Annotated in this window: 12 protein-coding genes; 10 read left to right on the top strand and 2 right to left on the bottom strand. The window is 60.9% G+C overall.

Translation table 11 applies throughout. From position 1 onward, the window contains the following. The first annotated feature begins 4 nt into the window (after nt 1-4). A complete protein-coding gene (gene arsB, locus C6366_RS15780) occupies nt 5-1,108 on the top strand; it encodes an ACR3 family arsenite efflux transporter (protein WP_107739643.1) in 1,104 nt (367 codons plus the stop codon). Nucleotides 1,109-1,763: 655 nt separating this feature from the next. Here the strand turns inward: arsB and C6366_RS15775 are convergent. Further along, complete coding sequence (locus C6366_RS15775; protein ID WP_107739641.1) at nt 1,764-2,888, bottom strand: NAD(P)-dependent oxidoreductase; 1,125 nt, start codon at nt 2,886-2,888, stop codon at nt 1,764-1,766. Nucleotides 2,889-3,547: 659 nt separating this feature from the next. Between C6366_RS15775 and C6366_RS15770 the strand changes: the two genes are divergently transcribed. Both C6366_RS15770 and C6366_RS15765 read left to right on the top strand, forming a co-directional pair. After that, complete coding sequence (locus C6366_RS15770; RefSeq protein WP_158269821.1) at nt 3,548-4,924, top strand: efflux RND transporter periplasmic adaptor subunit; 1,377 nt, start codon at nt 3,548-3,550, stop codon at nt 4,922-4,924. 7 nt (nt 4,925-4,931) lie between these two features. After that, nucleotides 4,932-8,105, top strand: a complete 3,174-nt coding sequence (locus C6366_RS15765; protein WP_107739637.1) for an efflux RND transporter permease subunit — start codon at nt 4,932-4,934, stop codon at nt 8,103-8,105. Nucleotides 8,106-8,286: 181 nt separating this feature from the next. On the opposite strand, the gene C6366_RS20340 is transcribed toward C6366_RS15765, so the two are convergent. After that, nucleotides 8,287-9,822, bottom strand: a complete 1,536-nt coding sequence (locus C6366_RS20340) for a sigma 54-interacting transcriptional regulator (protein ID WP_233248535.1) — start codon at nt 9,820-9,822, stop codon at nt 8,287-8,289. Between the two features lie 270 nt (nt 9,823-10,092). Here C6366_RS20340 and C6366_RS15755 point away from each other — a divergent pair, with 270 nt between their 5' ends. The 7 genes from C6366_RS15755 to C6366_RS15725 all read left to right on the top strand — a co-directional run bounded on the left by C6366_RS15755 (nt 10,093) and on the right by C6366_RS15725 (nt 18,436). Then, nucleotides 10,093-10,380, top strand: coding sequence for a hypothetical protein (locus C6366_RS15755; protein WP_107739635.1), 288 nt, complete (start codon nt 10,093-10,095; stop codon nt 10,378-10,380). A 50-nt stretch (nt 10,381-10,430) separates the two neighbouring features. Beyond that, the gene (locus tag C6366_RS15750; RefSeq protein ID WP_107739633.1) at nt 10,431-10,703 is read left to right on the top strand and encodes a hypothetical protein; all 273 of its coding nucleotides are present in this window, start codon (nt 10,431-10,433) and stop codon (nt 10,701-10,703) included. 135 nt (nt 10,704-10,838) lie between these two features. Continuing rightward, nucleotides 10,839-12,053: an efflux RND transporter periplasmic adaptor subunit gene (locus C6366_RS15745; RefSeq protein ID WP_199221537.1), complete on the top strand. Its 1,215-nt coding sequence runs from the start codon at nt 10,839-10,841 to the stop codon at nt 12,051-12,053. Next, complete coding sequence (locus C6366_RS15740) at nt 12,054-15,197, top strand: efflux RND transporter permease subunit (RefSeq protein WP_107739628.1); 3,144 nt, start codon at nt 12,054-12,056, stop codon at nt 15,195-15,197. It begins immediately after the preceding gene. Beyond that, nucleotides 15,190-16,686 (top strand): efflux transporter outer membrane subunit, encoded by a 1,497-nt coding sequence (locus C6366_RS15735; RefSeq protein ID WP_199221536.1) that lies wholly within the window; start codon nt 15,190-15,192, stop codon nt 16,684-16,686. Before C6366_RS15740 ends, C6366_RS15735 begins: the two co-directional genes overlap by 8 nt. A 282-nt stretch (nt 16,687-16,968) precedes the next feature. Further along, nucleotides 16,969-17,967: a 4Fe-4S dicluster domain-containing protein gene (locus C6366_RS15730; RefSeq protein ID WP_107739626.1), complete on the top strand. Its 999-nt coding sequence runs from the start codon at nt 16,969-16,971 to the stop codon at nt 17,965-17,967. Further along, nucleotides 17,960-18,436, top strand: coding sequence for a FeS-binding protein (locus C6366_RS15725; RefSeq protein ID WP_107739625.1), 477 nt, complete (start codon nt 17,960-17,962; stop codon nt 18,434-18,436). The genes C6366_RS15730 and C6366_RS15725 overlap by 8 nt, the downstream gene beginning before the upstream one ends. Nucleotides 18,437-18,612: the final 176 nt, after the last annotated feature.

Genomic DNA, 18,612 nt, shown 5'->3' with positions numbered 1-18,612 from the left:
CGCAATGACTGAATCCGTTGCCAAACAAATGTCCGTTCTGGACCGCTACCTGACCCTCTGGATCTTCCTGGCCATGCTCGTTGGCGTGGGGGCCGGGTATCTCTTCCCGGCCATCCCGGACATCCTCAATCTCTTCCAGATCGGAAATACGAACATCCCCATTGCCATCGGCCTGATCGTGATGATGTACCCGCCCCTGGCCAAGGTCCAGTACGACAAGATGCATCTGGTTTTCCGCCATACACGGGTGCTGGTTTTGTCTCTGGTCCAGAATTGGATCATCGGGCCGATTTTGATGTTTCTGCTGGCCGTGGCCTTTCTCTCCGACCATCACGAGTACATGGTCGGTCTGATCCTGATCGGTCTGGCCCGCTGCATTGCCATGGTCATCGTTTGGAACGATCTGGCCAAGGGCGACCGGGAATACTGCGCCGGACTGGTGGCCTTCAATTCAGTCTTTCAGATCCTGCTCTTCTCGGTCTACGCCTACCTCTTCCTGACCGTGTTTCCAAGCTGGCTGGGCATTGAGGGCACCCTGGTGGACATCACCGTGAAGGAAATCGCCGTCAGCGTCCTGATCTATCTGGGCATTCCCTTTGCCGGGGGCATCTTCTCCCGGTTGTACGGGGTACGGACCAAGGGCGAACAATGGTACCAGGAAAAATTCATCCCCTTCATCAGTCCCTTTACCCTGATCGCCCTGCTGTTCACCATCGTGGTGATGTTCTCCCTCAAGGGCGAGTACATTGTTGAACTGCCCATGGACGTGGTCCGGGTGGCCATTCCGCTGCTGATCTACTTCGTGACCATGTTCATCATCTCCTTTTTCCTGTCCATGAAGTTCAAGGCCACCTATGAACAGTCCACATCACTGAGCTTCACCGCGGCCTCCAACAACTTCGAACTGGCCATCGCCGTGGCCATCGCCGTGTTCGGCATCCATTCCGGAGTGGCCTTCGCCGCGGTCATCGGGCCCCTGGTGGAAGTACCCGTGCTCATCGGGCTGGTCCACGTGGCCCTGTATTTCAAACGCAGGTACTTCCCCTATGCAATGCAGACCCCGACCGGGATTTGCCATGTGACCTGCAAGCCGGTGGAGGTTAAATAACCCGTATCGCATTTTAAAGCCTTTTAGCCTCACACACGAGGAATTGATAATGAAACATGATCCCAGCAGAATGGAGCATCGGAAAAGTCCGCCCCGGACATCGTCGGCCTGTTCGAGGACCTGGCCGATCCTGAAATAATCAAACAAACCCGCCAACTGATCCACTTCCCAAAAATCCTCATCTCCGCCTTCGCGCCGGCCTGGTCCGTGCCCGTGGGCCTGCTGCTTCTCCTGAAGTAGACCTCACAAAGACGTGGCCCCATGCCGGAAGAAAATCTTCCTCGCCGGCACGGGGCCACGTTGCGTTCCCCAGTCTCAAACTTTCGGCCTTGGCCCTGGGCCATCCGATCCAGGGCACCCAACGAACTTGAGTGCAAAAGCCGGAAATCGTTGTTCCGTAACTGCTCAACAATTCCGGGCAGCATCACCTGAACAGCGATCGTCGGCTTTCGCCGGCATGAGGTGCAAGTCCACCTGGGTATGCCCCCCCGTGGTCGAAGGTAACTGCGTCGCCGTGAGGTATTGACCGGTCTTGTCGACGACGAAAATTCCCAAGCCGCGGTTGTTTGATCCAGCCCTTATCCTCTTCCGACAACGACCATCGACCAACTGGCGTGTGAGGCTTGTCTTTGGTGCCACAGAGAACGCGACATCTTCACTTGCCCAAAGTTTCCAGCAACTTGGACGGATTGTTCACAAAATCCTCGCTTTGGCGTCCGCAATCGAAAAAGTCTTTGTTGTAGGTGGTGATCAGATTGAGAGCTTCCCAGCGGGTCAGGTAATATTCCAGCAAATGAGGCAATTCCGTGAATACGGTGGTTTCAGGCTTGGGGTCGAAGAAGCTGGACTCCTGGAGGCGACGAGAGGACAGGGTTTGGGTCTGGTAAAATTGTTCCATGAAGAGCAGTTCCGCCGGCATTCGGGCATCAATGCCGATTCGCCCCAGCATGCGGATCAACCAATGTATGATACCAGCGCCGAAATGGGCCACGGGATAGGGGAGATAAATCTTCCAAGGCCGCTTCAGTTGGAGATAGGACTTGATCGTGAGGATAAGTTCGCTGAGCGACACAGGAGCAGGATCGACAAAATGCCAAATTCTTCCCCCGAATTCCTCGCGATGTGTGAGAATATGATGAACAAAGGGCGGAATCTTCATGGCGTTGGTATAGGAGTGCGCAGCCCGACGGTTCGTGAAGAGCAGGGGCATTGTCTGGTCGGCAATGGCGAACAACATGCGATGAAAGCCCTGGATCTTGTGATCATGGGCGCCGTAAACCACAGCCAAGCGAATAATTGTATAATCCAGCCCATATTTCCGGTGCATCTCGGCCAGGGCCATTTCCGCAAGCAATTTGGATTTGGGGTAGTTGGGGAGCTTCGCGGTCAGCTCCAGGTGGTCGTCTTCGGTAAGATTCTCGCCGGGAGGCAACACGGCGGCGGAGCTGAAGTGAATATAAGGAATTCCCTGCTCCAGAGCCGCGCGGGCCAAGTGCAGAGTGCCAAGATAATTGATTTGGTAGGCGAGCAAAGGATTTGAATCAAGGGCGGCGATGGCGCAGTTGACGATGAATTCTGGACGGTGGCGACGAACATGAAGACGTACGTCTTCAGGGTTGCGCAAGCTTAACTGTTTGCTGTTGGGCCCCATCAGTTCGAACTCACCATCAACATATGTCTTGAAATAATGGAGAATTCCACCGCCGATCAAGCCGGACCCACCTACCAGCAAACCGCTTTTAGCGACATTGCCTAAACACTCTATATTCTTTTCGGCCATGCCAAATTCCTCCACTGTTACTGAGAATCACCTTGTACAATTCGCCCCTGACAAATTATGCGATCCTCGCTCATAAGGCAATAATATCGCGACAAAATAACCCGTATCGCTCTTTATTAAAGCCTTTTGGTCTCACACACGAGGAATTAATAATAAAACATGAACCCAGCAGAATGGTACATCAAAATAGTCCGCCCCGGACATCGTCGGCCTGCCCACGGACCTGGCCGACACCGAAATGGTCAAGCAAACCCAACAATCCATCCGCATGCATGAAGTCCTCATCCCCACCTTGGCTGTGGCCTGGATCGTGCCCGTGGGCATATTGTTGCTGCTTCTCCCCAAATGATCGCCCGATTCTCCGCCGGTACGCGAAGCTCCAGAGGGGAATCGGAAGACATGCGCACATGGCGTGCATGTCCAGCCATTTTAATCGATACTCCCGGTAGGTCGTTCATTTGGATCGTGCCAAAAGCACGGTATTCATGCTGGTGTTTCCAGCAGGTCCTTGCAAACCCTGTCCTCCTGGATTACGGCACACAAGATGGTAAATGGCTTGATCAGAAGTGTTCACGGCGATTCTTGTGTTGACCACCAGCTTCCTCAATCGCCGAACTTCTCGGATAATAATGTTGACTCGGCGGAAAGGAGTCCACCTGATGCGTAGTGATTCTGGAGCAAGGCGTTTTTGGCGGTGGATAAGCGTTTGCTTGTTGTTAGGTGGGACGGCGCTTTTGGCGGGCTGCGGGGATTCCTCGCCGCCTGCCCAGAGGCCGCCATCGGCCCTGCCGGTGAACGTGATCACGGCCCGGATGATGACCGTGCCCATCTACGGGGAGGCCGTGGGCAACACCCAGGCCTTGGAAACCGTGGAAATCCGCTCACGGGTCAACGGACATCTGCTGCGCCGCGATTTCGATGATGGGGCCTTGGTCAAAAAGGATCAGCTTCTGTTTCTGATCGACCCGGAACAGTACCAGCAGGATTTGGCCAAGGCCAAGGCCCAGCATGAATACGCCAAGGTCAGCCTGGAGCTGGCCCGCAAGGAGACCCAGCGTTACGCCACGCTGCTTCGTCAGGCCATGATCTCCCAGGAGGAGTTCGACCTGAAAGAGATCAAGGAGCAGGAGGCCGAGGCCAGTGTCCTGGTCAGCGCGGCCTCGGTCAATCTGGCGGAACTCCAGCTCCGCTACACCCGGATCAATTCGCCCATCGATGGCCGGATCGGCTTTGCCCTGGTGGATCAGGGCGGGCTGGTCAGCGCCGGGACCACTCTGCTTGCCCGGGTATCCACCGTGGACCCGATGCACCTCTTCTTTTATCTCAGCGAAGAAGACTATCTCAATCTCAGCGACCACTTCGGGGACGACTTCGAGGACGTGATCAAGACCCTGGACATCCAACTGACCCTGGCTGGGGGTTTGATCTACCAGCATATCGGCCATTTGGACATGTTTGACCGGGAAGTGGACCCCAAGACCGGCAGCATCGCGGCCCGGGCCGTGTTTCCCAATCCGGACGGAATGCTCCGCCCGGGCATGTTCGGGCGGGTCCGGGTGACCCTGGAACAGGAATGGGAAACACTGCTCATTCCCCAGGTGGCGATCATGGACACCTTGGGCCGCAAGAGCGTTTTCGTGGTGGACGATCAGGGGCTGGTCGCCTCGCGCGGCGTGGAGGTGGGCATGCGTCTGAACAACCTGCGCGCTGTAAGGGGCGTCGAGCCCGGCGACCGGGTGGTCGTGGACAATCTTCAAAAATTGCGTCCCGGCGCCCACGTCGCCCCCACCGTTATTTCCTACGAGCTGGAAGACTCTGAAACGACGCTGACGGCACCGGTCGGCACTCCGGTTTCGGATCCCACTGACACGTCGGTTTCTTCACCATCCGCCGACACGTCGCCTTCTTTACCATCCTCCGACACGTCGCCTGCCTCGGCCTCACGGGAGGAAACCAGTGAGGAAACGGAAGGTGCTTTAGGCACCCCTTCGGACGGCCATCCAGGCGACACTTCAGACGCCGCCACAGGCCAGTGAGGCCGCCATGTTTTATAAATATTTCATAGATCGGCCCGTTTTCGCCTCGGTCCTATCCATCGTCATGACCCTGGCCGGGGCCTTGGCGCTGATCAATCTGCCCGTGGCCCAGTATCCGGAAATCACCCCGCCCACGGTGAACGTCAGCGCCAGCTATCCCGGTGCCTCGGCCGAGGTGGTGGAGCAAAGCGTGGCCTCGGCCATCGAGGAGCAGGTCAACGGGGTGGAAGGCATGGTTTCCATGTCCTCCACCAGCTCCAACGATGGCAGCTACAGCCTGACCGTGACCTTCGAGGTGGGTCACGATCTGGACATGGCCACGGTGGAGGTCCAGAACCGGGTCAGCCAGGCCGAGCCCAAACTGCCGGACATGGTCAAGCGGATGGGGGTCACGGTGCAGAAACAGGCCACGGACATGCTGCTGGCCGTGAACCTGACATCGCCGGAGGAGACCTACGACGCCCTGTTCCTGCTCAACTACGCCAAAATCAACCTGACCGACGCCCTGAGCCGGGTGCCCGGAGTGGGCAAGGTGGACGCCTTTGGGGCAGGGGAGTTCTCCCTGCGCATCTGGGTGGATCCGGACAAGATGGCCTCCCTGGGCGTCGTGGCCTCGGACATCGATCAAGCCCTGCAGGACCAGAACATCCCGGCCCCGGCCGGGCAGATCGGCCAGGCCCCGGCCCCCCCGGGCACGCTGTTCCAGTACTCTGTGAAGGTCCGTGGGCAGCTCTCCGAGGTGGAGGAGTTTGAAAACGTGATCATCAAGACCGCGGATTCCGGAGCCCTGGTCCGGCTGCGGGACGTGGCCGAAGTGGAAATAGGCGGGGATTTCTACAGCTCGTTCAGCCGTTTTTCCGGCAAGCCCACGGCCACCCTGATGATCTACCAGCTCCCCGGGGCCAACTCCCTGACCGTGGTAGCGGACTTGCGCAAGGCCATCGAGGAATTGTCCCGGACCTTTCCGGACGACGTGGCGTATGCCATTGCCTATGACACCACGAAGTTCGTCTCCGCTTCCATCGACGAGGTGGTGGAAACCCTGTTCGTGGCCTTTCTCCTGGTCTTCCTGGTGGTCTTTCTTTTCCTGCAAAGCTGGCGGGCCACGGTCATTCCCATGATCGCCGTGCCGGTCTCCCTGATCGGGGCGTTTATCGCCTTTCCCATCCTCGGCTTCACCCTGAACACCCTGACCCTGTTCGCCCTGGTTCTGGCCATCGGCCTGGTGGTGGACGACGCCATCGTGGTGGTGGAGGCAGCCCAGCACAACATGGACAAGGAAGGCATGGAACCCCGGGCCGCGACCCTCAAGGCCATGGACGACGTGGCCGGGCCGGTGGTGGCCAACGGGTTGGTCATCGCGGCGGTGTTCATTCCCGTGGCCTTCCTGGGAGGGATAGCCGGACAGCTTTACAAGCAGTTCGCCCTGACCCTGACGGTATCCGTGGGCATTTCAGTCTTCAACGCCCTGACCCTCAGCCCGGCCCTGGCCGTGCTCCTGCTGCGGCCCTCCAAACCCATGCGCGGCCCCCTGGGATGGTTCTTCAGCTGGTTCAACCGCTTTTTCGAGGCCTTTACCCGGGGCTATGTGGCCACAGTCCGGGCGTCCATCCGCGGCTGGGCCCTGACCTTGTGCGTGCTGATCGCCATCTTCGGCTCGTCCTACGGTCTGCTGCGCGTCCTGCCCACCGGATTCGTCCCCCCGGAAGACATGGGCTATTTCCTGGTCAGCCTCCAACTGCCTCCGGCTGCCTCCCTGGAGCGTACGGACATCGCGGTGCGCAAGATCGAGGCCTACCTGGACCAGGCCGAGGGCGTGGACGCCTACATCACCCTGGGCGGGTTCAACATCCTGGGCGCGGGCATAACCTCCTACGCCGCGACCCTGTTCGTGATCCTGGATCCCTGGGACGAGCGGCAAACCCCTGACCTGAGCCTGGACGCCATTCTGGCCAAGGCCAGCCGATACTTTTGGACCATCGACGACGGTCTGGCCTTCGCCTTTTCTCCTCCGCCCATTCCTGGGCTGGGATCCACGGGCGGAGTGGAGATTCAAATCCAGGACCGGGCCGGGGCGGGAGTCCAAGAGTTGGCCCGAGTGGCCAACGAATTCATCGCCGCGGCCGGCCAGCGTCCCGAGGTGGCCAGCCCGTTCACCTCCTTTTCCTCCAGCGTACCGCACCTGCTGTTGGAAGTGGACCGGGACAAGGCCAAGGCCATGGGCGTGCCCCTGAACCAGGTCTATTCGGCGCTGCAAGCCTTTCTCGGCGGGCTGTACATCAACGACCTGAACATGTTCGGAAGAACCTACCGGGTCATGCTCCAGGCCAAGCCGGAGTTCCGGGCCAGGCCCGAGAACATCGTGAACTTCTACGTGCGCAACAACCAGGGCAACATGGTTCCCCTGTCTACCCTGGTCACGGTCACGGACGCCTCCGGTCCGGAATATATCGCCAGGTACAACGTCTATCCCGCCGTGAGCGTAACCGCCGCGGCGGCGCCGGGGTTCAGCAGCGGGCAGCTCATCACGGCCATGGAGCAAACCGCGGAACAATCTCTGCCCCCGGGCTTTGGCTATGAATGGGCAGGGCTGGCCCTGCAGGAAAAGGAGTCCGCCGACAAGTACGGCCCGGTCTTCGCCCTGGCCTTGCTGATGGTCTTTCTCTGTCTGGCCGCATTGTACGAAAGTTGGGCCATTCCCTTTGCCGTGCTCTTCGCCCTGCCCCTGGGGGTCTTCGGAGCCTATAGCGGGCAATGGCTGCGCGGACTGGACAACAACGTTTACGCCCAGATCGGCCTGGTCATGCTCATCGGTCTGGCGGCCAAGAACGCCGTGCTTATCGTGGAATACGCCAAGGCGGCCTATGAACGGGGCCTGAGCCTGTTCGACGCCACGCTGGAGGCCTCCAGGATGCGTTTCCGCCCGATCCTGATGACCTCCCTGGCCTTTATCCTCGGGGTTCTGCCCATGGTGATCGCCACCGGTGCCGGAGCCTCGGCCCGCCACGCCCTGGGCACCTCGGTCTTCGCCGGCATGATCGCGGCCACCTTCCTGGGCGTGGTCTTCGTGCCCTTTCTCTATGCCATGGTGATCGGGATGCTGGATCGGCTCCGGGGTGGGCGACGCGAAGCTCAGCCAGAGCCGACCGGGCCCACGGAGGATGGAACTGAGACGCCTTGATGAGGGTGCCTTGGTGAGCGGCCGCAAGGCGGAAGTCGTTCTGGTGGGCTGGGTCAAGGGGTAAAAGAGGGTCGCCCTTTCAGGGCTGTTCTTGTTGCACCATCTCCATCCCAGGGCGTTGCCCTGGGCTATCGAATGCCGCTCCGTTGGGCTGCGGGCAAGCCCTGAAAGGGCGAAATAGTCAGCCCGGGGCAACGCCCTGGGACTTCTTCCGGCTTCGGGATGCGCTGATCCCCAGTTTGCGCATTTTACCCCGCAGGGTGCTGGGGTTAAGGCCCAGCAATTCCGCGGCGCCGCCGGGACCGATGACCTTGCCTTCCGTGCGTTCCAGGGCCGTGATGATCAGCCGGGCCACGGCCCGGTCGAAGGGGAGCACGTCTTCTGCCAAGGACGGCGACGGTGTCGCTGTTGGTGCCGGGCCGCCGGGATGCAGTTCCAAGGTCAGGACCGCATCAGTCGAGGTTGCCTGATTCAGGCGTTGGTTCTGGCTCTGGCTCTGGCTTTGGATCAGGGAGCGCTCCACCAGATTCTGCAGTTCCCGGACGTTGCCGGGCCACGGATGCTGTTTAAGCAGGTCCAGCGCCCCTGGGGCCGGGCGGACCTTGCGGGTGATCTTCATCTCCCGGGTCTTCCTGGTCAGCAGATGGTCCAGAAGGGCCGGAATATCCTGAGGGCGGTGCCGCAGGGGCGGGATCATGATCGGGAAGACGTTCAGCCGGAACCAGAGGTCCTCGCGAAACGTCCCCTCCCGGACCATCTGCTCCAGATTGCGGTGCGTGGCGCTGATAATCCGGACGTCCACCGGAATGGTCCGCGTACCGCCGACCCGTTCGATTTCCTTCTGCTGTAAGACCCGCAAGAGCTTGACCTGGGCGCCCGGCGTCAGCTCGCCGATCTCATCCAAAAAAATCGTGCCGCCGTGGGCGCGCTCGAACCGGCCACGCTTCAGGGCGATGGCGCCGGTGAACGCCCCTTTTTCATGGCCGAACAGCTCGCTGTCCAACAGACTTTCCGGCAAACCGCCGCAGTTGACCTTGACGAACGGGCCATTGCGCCGGGGAGAAGCCCGGTGCAAAGCGTTGGCCAAGAGTTCCTTGCCCGTGCCGGTCTCCCCCAAAAGCAACACCGGACTCTCCAGTGGCCCGACCTGCCGGACCAACCGCATCACTTCCCGAAGTCCCAGATCCGCGCCGACGATGGTGTCGCTGGAGGAAATGCCGCGCAGCTCGTTGAACAGATACTGGTTGTCGTCCTCAAGCATTTCCTTGAGCCGAACCACCTCCTGATATTGCAGGGCGTTGGCCAGGGCCACGGCGAATGGTTCGTTGAGGTTGTTCATCAGCCGGGCATGCCGGTCCGTATAGCGGTCGCGGCCCTCGGCCCCCAGCAGAAGAACGCCGATGCGCTTGGATTCCAAAGCCAGGTCGGTGATAAGTAGAGAGGTGTTTTCAGGCCATGTCATCTTCAGCAGCGGCTGTATTTCCGGTTCAGCCTCGCGCCAGTCGTTGATAATACGGAATGTGGGCTCTGACTGCCATTTTTGATGCATATATGCCAGAGAATCGTCAGGAATGGGCAAGGGTTCCGGGACCTTGGGCCAATCGTTGGGGACAATGCGGACGATGGTCCGCCCAATGTTCAGGTCCGGCTCGAACAGGCCGACGAACAAACCATCCGCCGGAACAAACTCCCGAATGTACTCCAGGGTCCGCTCCATGGCCCGTCTCGGATTCAAACTGCTGCAGATCCGCAGCGTCGCTTCCCGGAAAAAAATGTTTTCGTCCAGATGTGCCTCGGTTGTGTTATATTTGGCGGATTGCGTTAAAGCGTCATATTTGGCTGGCCATTTCTTGTCAAATATGACGTAAAACATCAGCACGGCGTCTCACTACGCTGAAATTAATGGCTATCCATTATGGCATGACAAATGAATACTCCTGGCGTCAAAACAAACGCTACTTCGAACGTTTTGTCCGGAGGCGGGGAAATGCAGGAGTTCAGGGTCAAGCAGACAGGCAAGGCCGATCTTGTGTTTCAGGGCAGGGTCATTTTCGCTCTGGGATTGGAGAAGGTCAAATTCGTGCTCTATCTGACGCGGGAGGGGAGGTACGTCTTGTCTCGCGAGTATTCCTTTCTTGGTCTGCGTTATCTCAGAAGGGCCCAGCTTTTCGACACCCTGAAGGAGTTGAACGCCTTCGCGACTTCGGAAAAGGATATGGACGCCGTTCGGTTCATCATGAAGAACGACGCGTCGTTTTTCCGGACAATGATCTGACCGAACCCGAATTCCGACCGCGGCGCAACAGGCCGCGCCAAGGCGATGCCATGCAACGAATGGAAGTTATCTACGTCTGCCCCCTCAGTCGCGAAGATGGAGCGAGGGCGAAAGAAAGCGCCGAGGAGTTGTATCTTTCCGGCGACGGGGCCGTAAACTGTATAGATGTCTGGACGTGTCCGGAGCGGGAGGGCGACATCGTCATTTTGCTCTATCAGGACCAGGAACCGGGCATGCAGGATTTGTCCACGGAAGGCGTCCGGATCGCGGACTTTTTTTCGCGCTTCGGCTGGGTGTCGCATACTCGATGGTCGAGAGTGTGAAAAAACAGAAGTCAGGAGTCAGAAGTCAGAAGTCAGGAGTCAGGAGGTCGGAATGATCTCGATTTCGAGCATGCACTGGCTGATTGTGTTGAATGGAAAGCAGAATGGGGATGATGTGAAGATATGGAGGGTTGGATGCGAAGGATAGATTTTTGGGTACGGCGTGGCGCGGCAATGATGGTCGTTTTGCTGCTTGTTCTGGGACTGGCGGCGTGCGGCGGGCCCTCGGAGTCCCAGGAGCGTCCCGCGCCTCCTCCTCCGCCGGTGACCGTTTTGACCGTGCAGACGCGGGACGTGGAAGTGGTTCGGGAGTATCCGGCCAGGGTTCACGGCTCGCGTCAGGTTCAAGTGCGCTCCAGGGTGGAGGGGATCCTCCGGGAACGGCTGTTCGAGGAAGGGCGGTCCGTCAATAAGGATGAGCTGCTGTTTCGCATCGATCCGGAACGCTACGAGATCGCCCTGCTTCGGGCCGAGGCCGATTTGGCCGACGCCCGGGCCAGTCTGAACCATGCCCAGCGGGAATGGGCCAGATACTCCAATTTGTTCGCCGAAGCCGCGGTAAGCGAACTGGAAAAGGACAAGGCTCTGACCGACCTGGAACGGGCTCAGGCCCGTCACGCCCAGGCCGAAGTGGTCGTGGCCGACGCCCGGCGCAGCCTCGGCTACACGGAAGTCCGCGCTCCCGTAGCCGGGGTGACCGGCATGGAGAGCCTCTCCGAGGGCAATTTGATCGAATGGGCCGGGCTTCTGGCCACCATCACCCAACAGGATCCGGTGCATGTCCGGTTCGCCATGCCGGAAGTCGACGCCGCGATGCGCGGCGTCGACGAGCGCTCCCGGCGCGCAAAGCTGCTGTTGCCGGGAGGCCTGGAACATCCTCGCCAGGGGGACATCGACTTCACCGCGAGCGTCATCGACCCCCGGACCGGCACGGTTACGGCCCGGGCCGTTTTCCCCAATCCGGACCTGACGCTGATCCCCGGGCAATTCGTCCGGATTCAGGTCGTCTTGCGGCTTCTGGAGGAGGTGTTCACGGTGCCGGAGGCCGCGGTGGGGCAGGGGCGGGAAACAACGCACCTGTTCGTCGTGGACGACGAGAACACGGCTCGGCTCAGGCCGGTCCGCCTGGGACCCGTGACCGATGGTCGGCAGATCATTCTGGAGGGGCTGAAGAGCGGCGACCAAGTCGTGATCAACGGCCAGGCGGCCCTGCGCGACGGCATGCCCGTGAACGTCGTGGAGACCGTCCATGACGATGCCATGGAGGACGCCCCCAAGGGTGATCACGTGAGCGACCAAGTGAGCAACGACCAAATTCCCAGGGAGAATCCGAAGCTGGAGGAAAACTAGATGTTTCGGTTTTTTATCGACCGGCCGATCTTCGCCTCGGTCATTTCCATCATCATCGTCATGGCCGGGGCCGCGGCCCTGCGCGTGTTGCCCGTGGAGCAGTATCCGGACGTCGTCCCGCCGCAGATCGTGGTTTCGGCCATGTATCCCGGGGCCAGTTCCGAGGTCATCGCCGCGGCCGTGGCCGCGCCTCTGGAGCAGGAAATCAACGGCGTGGACGACATGATCTACATGGAGTCCAGCGCCACGGATTCCGGCATGCTGCAGATCACGGTCTCCTTTGAAATGGGCACGGACCCGGACCAGGCGGCCATCAATGTGAACAACCGGGTCCAGGCGGCCGCCTCCCGGCTGCCCCAGCGGGTCAGGGACCTGGGAGTACGCGTGGAGGCCCGTTCCACGAACATCCTGATGGTCCCGGTGCTCTATTCGCCCGACGACAGCCAGAGCACGCTGTTCATCAGCAACTATGCCCTGCTCAACGTCCTGGACGAGCTGGTCCGGTTGCCCGGGGTGGGCGATGCGTCTCTGTTCGGAGCCCAGGACTATTCCATGCGCATCTGGCTGAACCCGGACAAGCTGGCCCAGTACGACCTGACTCCGTCGGACGTGGCCGCCGCGGTCCGGGAACAGAACGCCCTGTTCGCCGCCGGGCAGTTGGGCGCCGCGCCTTCCTCGGCGGACCAGGCCTTCACCTTTGCCGTGACCACCCGAGGGCAGTTGGCCGACACCCGGGAATTCGAGGAAATCATCCTGCGCTCCTCCGAGGACGGGGCCGTGTTGCGCCTGGGCGACGTGGCCCGGGCCGAGCTGGGTTCGCAGAGCTATGCGTTTTCCGCCTCGTACAATGGTCAATCCGCCGTGCCCCTCGGGGTCTATCTCCAACCCGGCGCCAACGCCCTGGATACAGCCTCCCGGGTCCACGATACCCTGGAGGAACTCTCCCGGCACTTCCCCCCCGGCGTGGCCTACACCGTGGCCTACGACACCACGGAATTCGTGGAGATTTCCATCCGCGAGGTGATGATCACCCTGTTCATCGCCGTGGTCCTGGTAGTGTTGGTCACCTTCGTCTTCCTACAACGCTTCCGGGCCACGCTGATCCCGGCAGCGGCCATCCCCGTCTCCCTGGTGGGCACCTTCGCCGGAATGCTGCTCCTGGGCTTTTCCGTGAATCTGCTGACCCTGTTCGGCCTGGTGCTGTCCATCGGCATCGTGGTGGACAACGCGATCATCGTCCTGGAAAATGTGGATCGCCTGATGCGCGAGCAGGGTCTGCGCGCCCGGGAAGCGGCCGTCGAGACCATGAAACAGGTCTCCGGGGCCGTGGTCTCCTCTACCCTGGTCCTGGTGGCGGTCTTCGTGCCCGTGGCGTTTCTGGGCGGAATGACCGGCGAACTCTACCGTCAGTTCGCGGTGACCATCTCCGTCTCCGTGGTAGTCTCCGGCGTGGTGGCCTTGACCCTGACTCCGGCCATGTGCGCCCTGTTGCTGGACCGCAAGCCTCGGAAAACCTCCGGGCCCTTCGCCCTGTTCAACTATCTGTTCGACAAGCTCACCTCCGTGTTCGCCTGGGTCGTGGAGAAAATGCTGCGCCACTCCGTGATCAGCATGCTGCTCTTTCTGGCCGTGACCGCCGGGACGGTGTACGCGGTCTCGCGTTTGCCCTCCGGCCTGGTCCCTCAGGAGGACCAGGGCGTGGCCCTGGTCGTCTATCAACTGCCCCAAGGCGCGGCCCTGCCGCGCACCGAGGCCGCGCGCGAGACCATCACGGACATGCTCACCAGCCTGGAGGAGGTCCAGGAGTTCACCACCGTGGCCGGATTCGACATTTTTGACGGAGCCCTGCGCACCAACGTCGGCCTGGGCTTCGCCAATCTGACCGACTGGAAGGACCGCCAAGCCCCGGGCCAGGACGCCATGTCCCTGGCCGGGCGGATCATGGGCATGGGCATGGGTGTTCAGGAAGCCAACGTGCTGGCCTTCACCCCGCCGCCCATCCAGGGCTTGTCCCTGACCGGGGGCGTGCAGGGCTACCTGGAGGTCCGCGACGGTTCCTCGCCCCGGGAAATCGAGTCCCTGGCCGGACGCTTCATCGCCGCGATCAATGCCCGCCCGGAAGTGATCAACGCCCGGGTCACCCTGAGCACCACCATTCCTCGCTACCACGCCGAAGTGGACCGGGAAAAAGCCCGGGCCGCGGGAGTGTCCATCAATCAGATCTTCGAGGCCATGCAGAGCACCTTCGGCTCCCTGTACGTCAACGACTTCACCCTGGCCGGGCGCAATTGGCAGGTGAACATGCAGTCCGAAGGCGAGTTCCGAAGCCGCCCCGAGGATCTGAACCGGGTCTTCGTCCGCTCGGAGCACGGCGAGATGCTGCCTTTGAGCGCCCTGGTCACCCTGGAGCGCCGACCGGGACCGGACGTCATCAACCGCTTCAACGTCAACAGCGCGGCCAAGTTCTTCGCCGATCCGGCCCCGGGCTACACCACGGGCCAGGCCAAGCAGGCCATTGAGGACGCGGGGGCGGAAATTCTGGGCCTGTCGGCGCGCATCGGCTGGGTGGGCGAGGCCTATCAGCTGGACGCCGCGGCCGGGGCCGGGGGGCTGGCCTTCGGGCTGGGATTGCTGATGGTCTTTCTGATCCTGGCCGCCCAGTACGAGCGCTGGTCCCTGCCCTTTGCCGTGGCCTCGGCCGTGCCCTTCGGCGTGCTCGGCGCGGCCCTGTCCGGGCTGTGGCGCGGCTTTCCCAACGACATCTACTTCCAGATCGGGTTGTTGGTGCTCATCGGGCTGGCAGCCAAAAACGCCATTCTCATCGTGGAGTTCGCGGCCCAGAACCGGGAACGCGAAGGCCTGTGCGCTCTCGACGCGGCCCTGGCCGCGGCCCGGCAGCGTTTCCGGGCGATCATGATGACCGCCCTGACCTTCATCATCGGCTCCATGCCTCTGGTCTTCGCCACGGGGGCCGGAGCAAACAGCCGCCAGGAGATCGGGACCGTGGTGGTGGGCGGGATGATCCTGGCCAGCTCCCTGGCCCTGCTCTTCGTCCCGGTGTTCTACAAGCTGATGGACGACTCTTCCTTCTGGTTCCATAATCGAAAAATGTTGTGCCCGAAAAAAGAGGTCAGCAATGTATAGGCGATGTTTTTTTCTCTTCCATATGGTAGCAGTTCTGCTGGTTTTCGCTGTGTTGCCGCTGGCGGGATGCGCCCTGGGGCCGGACTATCGCCGCCCGGCCATGCCGCTGCCCGAGGTATGGCCGGAGAACACCGCGTTGCGAGGCGAGGGCGCCGAGGATTGGCAGGATTGGTGGAAGCGCTTCGATGACTCAACCCTGGACAAACTGGTGGCCCGTGCCGTTCAGGATAATCCGGACGTGCGAATGCAGGCGGCCCGCGTGCGGGAAGCCCGGGCTCGCCTGGGCTACAGCACGGCCGATCAATTCCCCACGGTGGGGATCCAGGCCGACGCAGTCCGCCAGCAGGCATCCGGTCAGGCCGCGGGCCTGTCCCAGGACCGTGGGCCGGTCGGAAACCTGTTTTCCCTGGCCGGCGTGCTTAGCTACGAGGTGGACATTTGGGGCCGACTAGCCCGGGAGCGCGAGGCCTCCGAGGCCTTGCTGCAGGGGAGTGTGTACGCCCATGAGGCCGTGCGTCTGGCCGTGATCGCCGAAGTGGTGAGTACGTATTTCAGCCTGCAGGCGGCTCGCCGGGAACTGGAGGTTACCCGGCAGGCATTGGGCATCCTCGAGGAAATGTATCGATTGGAGGCGATCCGGTTCAAGCATGGTCAGGTCGACGAACTGGTCCTGCGCCAAGCCGAGTCCGAATTGGAGGCGACCAGGGCGATGCTGCCCCTTCAACACAGACAGGTCCGGATGTTGGAGGGGGCCTTGGGCATCCTCACGGGCCTGAGTCCGGCTGGGCTGATGGCTGAGCCGGACATGGGCACGCGGGTCCTTGCGGATATTCGTGATCCCGGCGTCATGCCCCTGATGCTGCCTTCGGAACTGCTATTCCGCCGACCGGACATCCGGGCCGTGGAAGAGGCCCTGCGGGCCGCTTCGGCCCGGATCGGAATCACCCAGGCAGAACGGTTGCCCAAGCTGAACTTGGCTGCCCTCCTAGGCGGGACGTCCGTGGAGGCGGGCGATCTGTTTACTTCTTCGGCCAGAACTTGGAGCCTGGGCGTTGGAGCGGCTGGCCCATTGCTGGATTTCGGACGCAACAAGGCCCGGGTGGAATCCGCCGAAGCGCAGTTCGCGCAGGCGGAAATTGACTATACGGCAACGGTGAGCCAAGCCTTCAACGAGGTACGGGACGCCCTGGTTTTTTATCAAAGCTCCCGTGAGTACATGAACACCGTTGATCGGCAACTGGCTATCGCCCGACGGGCCGAGGAACTGGCGGACATCCGCTATCGTCAGGGTCTGGTGCGTTTCATCGAGTTTCTCGACGCCCACCGGACGCGGTTGGCCGCGGAACAGAACCTGAACAATGCCGTCAGAGACGTGTTCAGCGCCACGGCTACCCTGTTCAAGGCTCTGGGCGGGGGATGGACTGGGGAGCACGATAGAGCGGAAATGACGCCAGTGGATTTTCATCCGGAAAGTTTAACGAAGAGATGAGAAATGCGGTTTTGATTATCTGGTTGTTGGCAACGATTACAACATTGCGCCATACCGAGTTTTTCCCGAACCAAGGAGGCTTTGTTTCGCCAGCCTGCTCACGACTGATTAATCATATGTAAACAAGTCGGGAAAGGTTGTTTTTTCAACAGGACAGGCCGTGTATTTATTCTTATCATTTTAATGGAATGATGGATGGCAATCGTATGGCATGCTTCATGCTTTAACAGTGAGACAAACAAGGTCCGATTCCGTGAAAAAATAGCGACCGGGAGGTCTCTCATGCACGATGCCAAAGATGGCGCGGTGACGCGCCCTAGTACCCTTTCCAGGCGAAATTTCCTGAAAGCCGCGGGAGTGGCCGGCGCGGCGGCGGTTATGCCCATGAACGTAGGCTCCGTCGAGGCAGCCGGTCGCCCGGAGGAGTTGGCAACGGTCCTGGACATCAGCCAGTGCATCGGTTGCGGGGCCTGCGTGGAGGCCTGCCGGGAGGTCAACGGGTTCAAGCATCCCAAACCGGAGAAGCCGTTTCCGGAGATGTTTCCCAAGCGGGTGCAGGCTGAGGACTGGACAGAGCGGCGGTTCACGGACGACCGGCTGACCCCGTTTAACTGGCTGTATATCCAAACCGCCGCCGGGGAGTGGAACGGCAAGCCTTTCGAGCTGCACGTCCCCAGACGATGCCTGCATTGCCAAAACCCGCCCTGCGCCAATCTTTGCCCCTGGGGCGCGGCCTTTCGCCAATCCGACGGGATTGTACGGATCAACGAAAAAATCTGCCTGGGCGGGGGCAAGTGCCGTGACGTCTGCCCCTGGGAGATTCCGCAGCGCCAGACCGGCGTGGGGTTGTATCTGGACCTGATGCCCAGGTTCGCCGGGAACGGGGTGATGTACAAGTGCGACCGCTGTTACCAGCGGGTGGCCCAAGGACACGAACCGGCGTGCATCGAGATCTGCCCCATGCATATTCAGCACATCGGACCGCGTTCCGAAATGTTGGACCTGGCCCGTAAGCTGGCCGCGGACATGGATGGGTACGTGTACGGGGCTGAAGAGAACGGCGGGACGAACACCTTCTATGTTTCCCCGGTGCCCTTTGAGGTGCTGAATGGCACGATCCAGACCGGCCCGGGCCGGCCACATCTCAAGCCGGTCCCGGACGTGATGGCCAAGGCGGAAAATCTGACCTGGGCCCTGGTCGCGGCGCCTTTGGCGGGCATTGCCGCCGGGCTGCTGACCGGCGCACGGGCCATGACCCGGAAGGAGGTCGACCATGAATAGCCCGAAATCTCCCGTATCCCTCTGGCAGACACGGCTTTTCGCGGTCAGCGTGTTCGTATTGGCCATTTCCGGGCTGGGCCAGATGCCTCTGTTCAAACGGTACTATGTCGCCGACATTCCCGGCTTGGCCTGGACCGCGGACTTTTTTGTCCAGCACGTCCTGCACTACGTCGCGGCCGGGGTTTTTCTGGCCCTGGTCGCCTATTGGGCCGTGATCCACCTGCGGATTCATTCCCGGAAATACCGGATTACTCTCTGGGGCTGGCTGCGCGTCGCGACCGTGGCCGCCCTGATCGGAACGGGCTTTTTCCGGGTGCTCAAGAACCTGCCCGAATGGTCCTTTTCCCCGGAAGCCGTGATGCTCATCGGTTGGTCCCACCTGGCGGCGGCCCTGCTCTTCGGCGTTCTGGCCCTGTTGGCCCGGATCAGCGGGAACTCCGCGTATCTGGTCCCCCGTTCCTTGAAATAAGGGAGTTAGCTGGGTCTCTATTTACCTTATTCCATCACCCATGCTTTTTTGTCCCTTGCATGGGCGGTTGGTGTCAAAATAGCGTGGACAGGCATCTTGCCTGTCCACGCAGGTAGGATGCCCGCGCCACCCAACCCACAAAGGGTAATTCAGCAACAGCCATATCTCTCCCCCCC

It is taken from the genome of Desulfonatronum sp. SC1, assembly GCF_003046795.1.
GTDB lineage: Bacteria > Desulfobacterota > Desulfovibrionia > Desulfovibrionales > Desulfonatronaceae > Desulfonatronum.
The sequence above is the reverse complement of the archived record's forward strand: the minus strand, read 5'-3'. Positions and strand labels throughout refer to the sequence as shown.